Source organism: Streptomyces malaysiensis subsp. samsunensis, assembly GCF_024519315.1.
GTDB lineage: Bacteria > Actinomycetota > Actinomycetes > Streptomycetales > Streptomycetaceae > Streptomyces > Streptomyces malaysiensis.
In genome coordinates this window covers 1-6,386 of the sequence record NZ_JANIIC010000147.1, presented here as the reverse complement: position 1 = coordinate 6,386, position 6,386 = coordinate 1, and the positions used below count along the sequence as shown (strand labels likewise).

5 protein-coding genes are annotated in these 6,386 nt (G+C 71.2%); 4 read left to right on the top strand and 1 reads right to left on the bottom strand.

Features of this window, described 5'->3' with window-relative positions:
• The 3 genes from NQU54_RS47840 to NQU54_RS47830 all read left to right on the top strand — a co-directional run.
• The coding region (locus NQU54_RS47840) for an HYR domain-containing protein (RefSeq protein WP_257636533.1) at window positions 1-1,013 on the top strand (1,013 nt) is incomplete at its 5' end.
• Window positions 1,014-1,019: 6 nt separating this feature from the next.
• Entirely contained in the window at window positions 1,020-1,715 is a 696-nt protein-coding gene (locus tag NQU54_RS47835) for a Pvc16 family protein (protein WP_257636532.1), read from the top strand.
• The gene (locus tag NQU54_RS47830; protein ID WP_257636531.1) at window positions 1,712-3,808 is read left to right on the top strand and encodes an ATP-binding protein; all 2,097 of its coding nucleotides are present in this window, start codon (window positions 1,712-1,714) and stop codon (window positions 3,806-3,808) included. The genes NQU54_RS47835 and NQU54_RS47830 overlap by 4 nt, the downstream gene beginning before the upstream one ends.
• 104 nt (window positions 3,809-3,912) lie before the next feature.
• Here NQU54_RS47830 and NQU54_RS47825 read toward each other — a convergent pair whose 3' ends face one another.
• The gene (locus NQU54_RS47825; protein WP_257636530.1) at window positions 3,913-5,823 is read right to left on the bottom strand and encodes an alkaline phosphatase family protein; all 1,911 of its coding nucleotides are present in this window, start codon (window positions 5,821-5,823) and stop codon (window positions 3,913-3,915) included.
• Between the two features lie 215 nt (window positions 5,824-6,038).
• Here NQU54_RS47825 and NQU54_RS47820 point away from each other — a divergent pair.
• A partial coding sequence (locus NQU54_RS47820; protein WP_257636529.1) for a MerR family transcriptional regulator occupies window positions 6,039-6,386 on the top strand: 348 nt, incomplete at its 3' end.

Here is a 6,386-nt window from a genome sequence, read left to right as displayed (position 1 = left end):
AAAACGGCGGCCAGCAAAACGGCGGCCAGAACGGTGGCCCCGGCGGCGGAGACGGTGGCGACGAGCCCACCCCCGAGGACTACCAGCAGCGCATCAGCATCACCGTCAACGATGTGACCGCCCCCGTCGTCACCGTGGACGACCGCACCATCGAGGCCACCGACGACAACGGCACCGAGGTCGACTTCACCGCCACCGCCCAGGACGCGGTCGACGGCGATCTGCCGGTCAGCTGCGATCCGCCTCCGGGTTCGCGCTTCCCCGTCGGCAGGACGCGGGTCAGCTGCACCGCCACCGACTCCTCCGGCAACACCGGCACCGACACCGCGACCTTCACCGTGCGCCCGGCCCCGGTGCCGAACGAGGCGGATCTCGCCATCACCACCACCGCCGGCCCCACGCCCGCCTACACCGGGCAGCGGACCGGGGCCCGCCTCACCCTCACCAACGCAGGCCCGAAGACGGCCAGGAACGTCGTGGTCACCACCACCTGGCCCCGCACCAAGGACACGGGCGACCGCGACCTCTCCGGGCTGTCGCGCTGCACCCGGGCCACCCCGTGCACCATCGCGCCGGGCGGACGGATCACGGTGACCCAGACGGCCGAATACCGCACCGCGATCCGCGGTGAGCTGAAGGTCTCCGTCAGCGGTTCGCCGCGCGATCCCCGGCGTGCCGACAACACCGACACGGCCCGCGTCCAGGTGCTCCAGCCCAAGCTGACCGTCACCCCCGAGGTCGCCCGCCCCGGCGATGTGACCATCGCCCGCGGCAAGGACTTCCCGCCCGGCGCCACGGTCGCGCTCAGCTGGGATCCGGGCGTCACCGCGGCCCGGTCGACCGTACGGGTGGGACGCGGCGGCACCTTCGAGGCCCAGATGCTGGTGTTGCCCAAGGACCGGCTCGGCCCCCGTGAGCTCCGCGCCACGGTGACGGGGCTCGAACGGCTGGATGAGCCCGTGCTCGTCGTACGGCGCAACCTTCAGCCGCCCGACTTCGCCGGCCGGGGGTGAGCATCCGTGATCCACGAGGTCGACGAGGCGCTGCGCGCCATCTTCCGGGCCGATGTAGTGGCGGGCGGCCAGGTGGCCGTGGTCTTCGACGCCCCCACCCGTGACTGGGCCGCCAAGGTCAACGCCCCCACCGTCAATCTCTATCTGTACGACATCCGCGAGGACATGCGCCGCCGGGAGCGCGGTCTGCTCAACGAGTACGACGAGCGGGGCGCCATCGTGGCCCGGCGCCGCCCGCCCCGCTACTTCAAGCTCTCGTATCTCATCACCGCGTGGACCAAGCGCCCCGAGGACGAGCACCGGCTGCTGTCCTCGCTGCTGTCCTGTCTGCTGCGGTACGAGGCCCTGCCCGCCGAACGGCTCACCGGCACGCTCGCCGAACTCGGCGTGTCCGTCCCCATGACGGTCGCGCTGCCGCCGCCCGAGGACCGGTCGTTCGCCGATGTGTGGAGCGCGCTCGGCGGCGAGCTCAAGCCCTCGCTCGACCTGGTGGTGAGCGTGCCGGTCACCGAGTCGCCCGTCTATCCGGCCGGTCCGCAGGTGGGCGAGGAGGGGGTGCGCCTGGGCTTCTCCGACTCCTCACGGGAGGCGCCCGCGCCTGCGGCGCCCACGCAGCCGATGCCGGGTGGCGCCAACCTGCCGCTGTACGGGGCCCGCCGCACCGGTATCGCCTCCCAGGTGGCGGAGGAGCGGGCCGAATGACGAGCCCGGCGGACACGGAGACCGGAGAGCCGGATCCGAGCCTGCGCCATCTTCTCGACCGCGCGATCCTCGTCGAACAGCGGATACGGCGCACCGTCCACACCCGTCAGCTCACCGACCCCAACCCCGACGACGCCTTCCGCGGTCTCTACCTCAGTGACGAGACCATCCACCGGCTTCTCGACTCCGGACGCCCCCTCGACTCCACCGTCCCCGACGACGCCGACGCCGCCCTCCTGTCCGAGGCCGAGGCGCGCGCCGACGCCGCGGCCCGCGCGGGCAGTCCGACCCGACTGCGCGCCCTCGCCCATGACTTCGGCCTCTCCGCGCTCGATGTGGAGATCCTGCTGATCGCGCTGGTCCCGGATCTGGACGACCGCTTCGAGCGGTTCTACGGCTATCTCAACGACGATGTCACCCGCCGCCGGCCCTCCATCGGCCTCGCCCTCGGCCTGTGCGGACTCTCCGCGGCCGACGCGGCCGCACGGGCCCGGCTGTCGCCCCGAGCCCCGCTGTGCGCGGGCGGTCTGCTGCTGGTCGAGGAGCCGGACCGCCCGTTCCTGGCGCGTGCGCTCCGCGTCCCCGACCGGGTCACGGCGCATCTCCTCGGCGATGACACCCCCGATCCGCGCATCGTCGATCTGCTCGCCCCGTGGCAGGACGTGTCCGGTGTCGGCGATCCGGCCCCGCTCGCCCGTGCCCTCACCGCCGAAGAGCCCCTGGCGTATCTGCGGGAGGACCAGGGCGGTGCGGGCACCGCCCTGGGGGCCTCCGCCCTCTCCCGGGCTGGGCACGGTGTCCTCGGCCTCGATCTGGAGCGCCTCGCCCGGGACCCCCAGCCCGCCGAGGCGGTGCGGATCCTCGCCCGAGAGGCCCGGCTCACCTCCGCCGGTCTGGTGTGCGGTCCGATCGACGCCCTCGTCCGCGACAAGCCCGAGGTCATCCGGCTGGTGGCGGACACCCCGCTGCCCGTCGTGCTGGCCGGCCGCGCGCCCTGGGACGCCGCGTGGTCCTCGCGTCCGCCGCTGCTGCTGCACGCCCCGCGGGTGGAGCCGACGGCGCGGGCGGCGCTCTGGTCCGACGCCTATGGCGCCACGGTCCCCGCGGGCCTGAACCTCACCCGCCTACTCTCCCCGTTCCTCCTCACCCCCGATCAGATCACCCGGGCGGCCCGTGGCGCCGCCCAGAGCGCGGCGCTGGACGGCGGCACCCTCCGCCCTGACCACATCCGCGCCGGGGCCCGCGCCCAGAACGCGGCGGGGCTCGACCGTCTCGCCCGCCGTATCGAACCGGCCGTGGACTGGTCCGACCTCGTACTCCCCCCGGGCCCCCTCGCCCAGCTCCGCGAACTCACCGCCCGCGCCCGCCACCGCGACCGGGTCCTGGGCGAATGGGGCATGCGGCCGGGCGGTGGCCGGGGGCGCGGTGTCACGGCCCTCTTCGCCGGGGACTCCGGTACCGGCAAGACGATGTCGGCCGAGGTGATCGCCGCCGATCTGGGCCTGGATCTCTATACGGTCGATCTGGCCACCGTCATCGACAAGTACGTGGGCGAGACCGAGAAGAACCTGGAGCGCATCTTCACCGAGGCCGCCGGAATCAACGGCGTTCTGCTCTTCGACGAGGCCGACGCCATCTTCGGCAAACGCTCGGAGGTCAAGGACGCGCATGACCGCTACGCCAACGTCGAGAGCGCGTACCTCCTCCAGCGCATGGAGACGTTCGACGGGCTGGCCATCCTCGCCACCAACCTCCGTGCCAACCTGGACGACGCCTTCACCCGCCGGCTCGATCTCGTCGTGGACTTCCCCCTCCCCGACGCGGGCCACCGCCGCCGACTGTGGGACCGCTCACTGGGCACCGCACTCCCCCGCTCCACCGATCTGGACCTGGACTTCTGCGCCGAGTCCTTCGAACTGGCCGGCGGCAACATCCGCTCGGTGGCCGTCACCGCCGCCTATCTCGCGGCCGAGTCCGGCAGTCCGGTGACGATGCCCGACCTCATCCACGCGTTGCAGCGCGAATACCAGAAGCTGGGCCGACTGACCCTGGCCTCGGAGTTCGGCCCGTATATGTCCTTGCTGACGGACTGACGGACTGACGGACTGACGGACTGACGGGGCTGACGGGGCTGACGGACCTGGTGGCGGACCGGGAGAACCATATGACGCGTCCGCGCGCCCAGGCCCGTCGAGGGCTATGGCTTCGACGAACCTCCAGGTGCGGGCTTCGGCGAGGACGACGGCTGGGAGGGGGCCGTGTCGCCACCGGGGTTCGGCCCGTAGGCGTCCAGGAAGCGGTCGCGGAAGGAGCTCATCTTCCACACCGGGGCCTTGTCGCCCGGCATCAGACCGTCCTGCCAGCCCCAGTGGGAGATCCGGTCCAGCACCGCCTTGTCGTGCGCGACGATCGCCACGGGTACGTCCCGGCTGGCGTTGTCGCCGCTGACCCGGGCCAGGGGCTGGTGGTCGCCGAGGAAGACCAGCACCGTGTTCTTGTTTCCGTACTTCAGCACATAGTCGATGAGGCTGTTCACCGAGTACTGGACGGACCTTCCGTACTCGGTCTTCACCTTGTCGGGGTCGGTGAAGACGTCCGCGGGCTTCTTGCCGGCCTTCTGGATGGCCTTGTAGACCGAGCCGTCGCCGACCTCGCTCCACGGGATCGTCTTGGGGATGGGTGCCCAGGGCTGGTGGCTGGAGGTCAGGATGATCTCCGACATCAGCGGCTTGTCGCGCTTCTTGCCGTGCTCCAGGCGCTCGAACGCCTTCAGGGCGTACTGGTCGGGCATGGTCGACCAGCTGAACTTCGGGCCCTTGTAGCCGAGGTCGCGGGAGTCGTAGACATGGTCGAGGCCGTAGAACTTGCCTTCCGGCCAGCCCTTGGTGACACCCGGCATGATGCCGACCGTCCGCCAGGCGCCGGTGCGCTGGAAGGCCCGGGTGATGGACATGTGGTCGCCCGCGGTGACGGTGCGATAGCGGTTCTGGTTGTCGATCCACAGGCCGGTGAGGAAGGTGGAGTGCCCCAGCCAGCTGCTGCCGCCGAACGTGGCCGAGGTGAGCCAGCCGCTCTTGGAGGCGAACCCGGCCTCGTTCAGCCGCTTGGTGGCGTTCTTGAGCGTCTTGTCCACACCGGGTGCGATCGCCGGGTCCTCGATGGCCGCGCGGCCGTAGCTCTCGATGAAGGTGAAGATCATGTCCTTGCCGCGCAACCCGGTCAGCAGCTGATCGCCGGGGGTGTCGCCGTAGGTGTCGACGGCCGCCACCTTGGCGAACTCCCGCTCGTCCTTGAGGGTCTTGCGCACCCGCTCCGCCCGGTCCTGGACCAGCGCGGTGGTGCTCCGGGACGCGAACGGCGCCCCGGCCACCTGCACCCCGAGCGCCGCGCACATGACCCAGACGGTGCCGAGCACCAGGGTGGTACGGGTCGCCACGGCGCTGTTCCTCGCCATCACGTTGCCGATCCGCAGCACGGCGAGCGCCATCAGGACGAGCACGGCGACGGCGAGGACCACGACACCGATCACGGCGACGGTCGCGGCCGTCCCGCCGAGCGAGTCCTTCACGTACGCCTCGGCGTCGTCCAGGAGTATCCAGTCGAGCACCACGTTGAACCCACGGCCGAGGAACTCGTTGAAGCCGATGTCGAGGAGGTTCAAGATGGTCAGCGCCCCGAGGACCGCCCCGGCGACCACCGCCACCACCCGCCGCGCCATCGACGGCAGCATGAGCAGCAGCGTGGCCCCGAATATCCCCTCCACCGGGATGCGCAGGAAGGCGCCGGGTTCGAGGAGGGTGAGCTTGGTCGGCAGGCTGAGGGCGAGGAACACGAGGGCGAAGGACAGCCCCGTGACCGTCCATGCCACCGTGCGCGCCGCGATGGGGTACTTGGCCCGCCAACCCTCACGGATGGCGGCCACGCCGGGGACGGTGCCCACCTCCTGTTCGGGGTCCGCGTCCCGCTCCCCGGTGTCCTCCCGCCGCTGGGCCGGGATATCCGGCGTGCGCTGTGGAGGACCCTCCGGCGCCGGGCCCTCCGTCGGGCCCTCCTCCGTGGTTCCCTTGTCCGTTTCCGACCGCTGATGAGAGCTCGATTGGCGCGACAACCCGAAGGTCCTTCCCTGCGAAGCCCGGTGGTGGCACGGCGGGCCCGGCTCGGGTGGTCGGGCCCGTCGTTATCCGTACGGCGTGCCGGGGGCCCGCGTTCAATCACCTGGCACTTTTCCCGGCGCGTTCCGCCCCCTCGCGAGCGCGCCCGCCCCACGATACGCTGCGTCCTTCACATGGATGTGAAGGATGCGAGGGTGGAAGGAAGGGGCACATGCGCATCGGAGAGCTGTCGGAGCGCACCGGGACACCGCGCCGGCTGCTGCGCTACTACGAGGAGCAGGGGCTGATCCTGCCCGACCGCTGCGCGAACGGCTACCGCGCGTACGACGAGCGCCTGGTCGACCGGGTGCTCCAGATCAGGGGGCTGCTCGACGCCGGCCTTCCGACCCGGATCATCAAGCAGATCCTGCCGTGCCTGGACAAACCCCGGCTCATCCACTTCTCCGACGCCACACCGGAGATGATCGCCACGCTGGAGGACGAGCGGGACCGCATGACCCGCCGCATCGAGTGTCTGACCCACAACCGGGACGCGATCTCCGAGTACCTTGACGCCGTG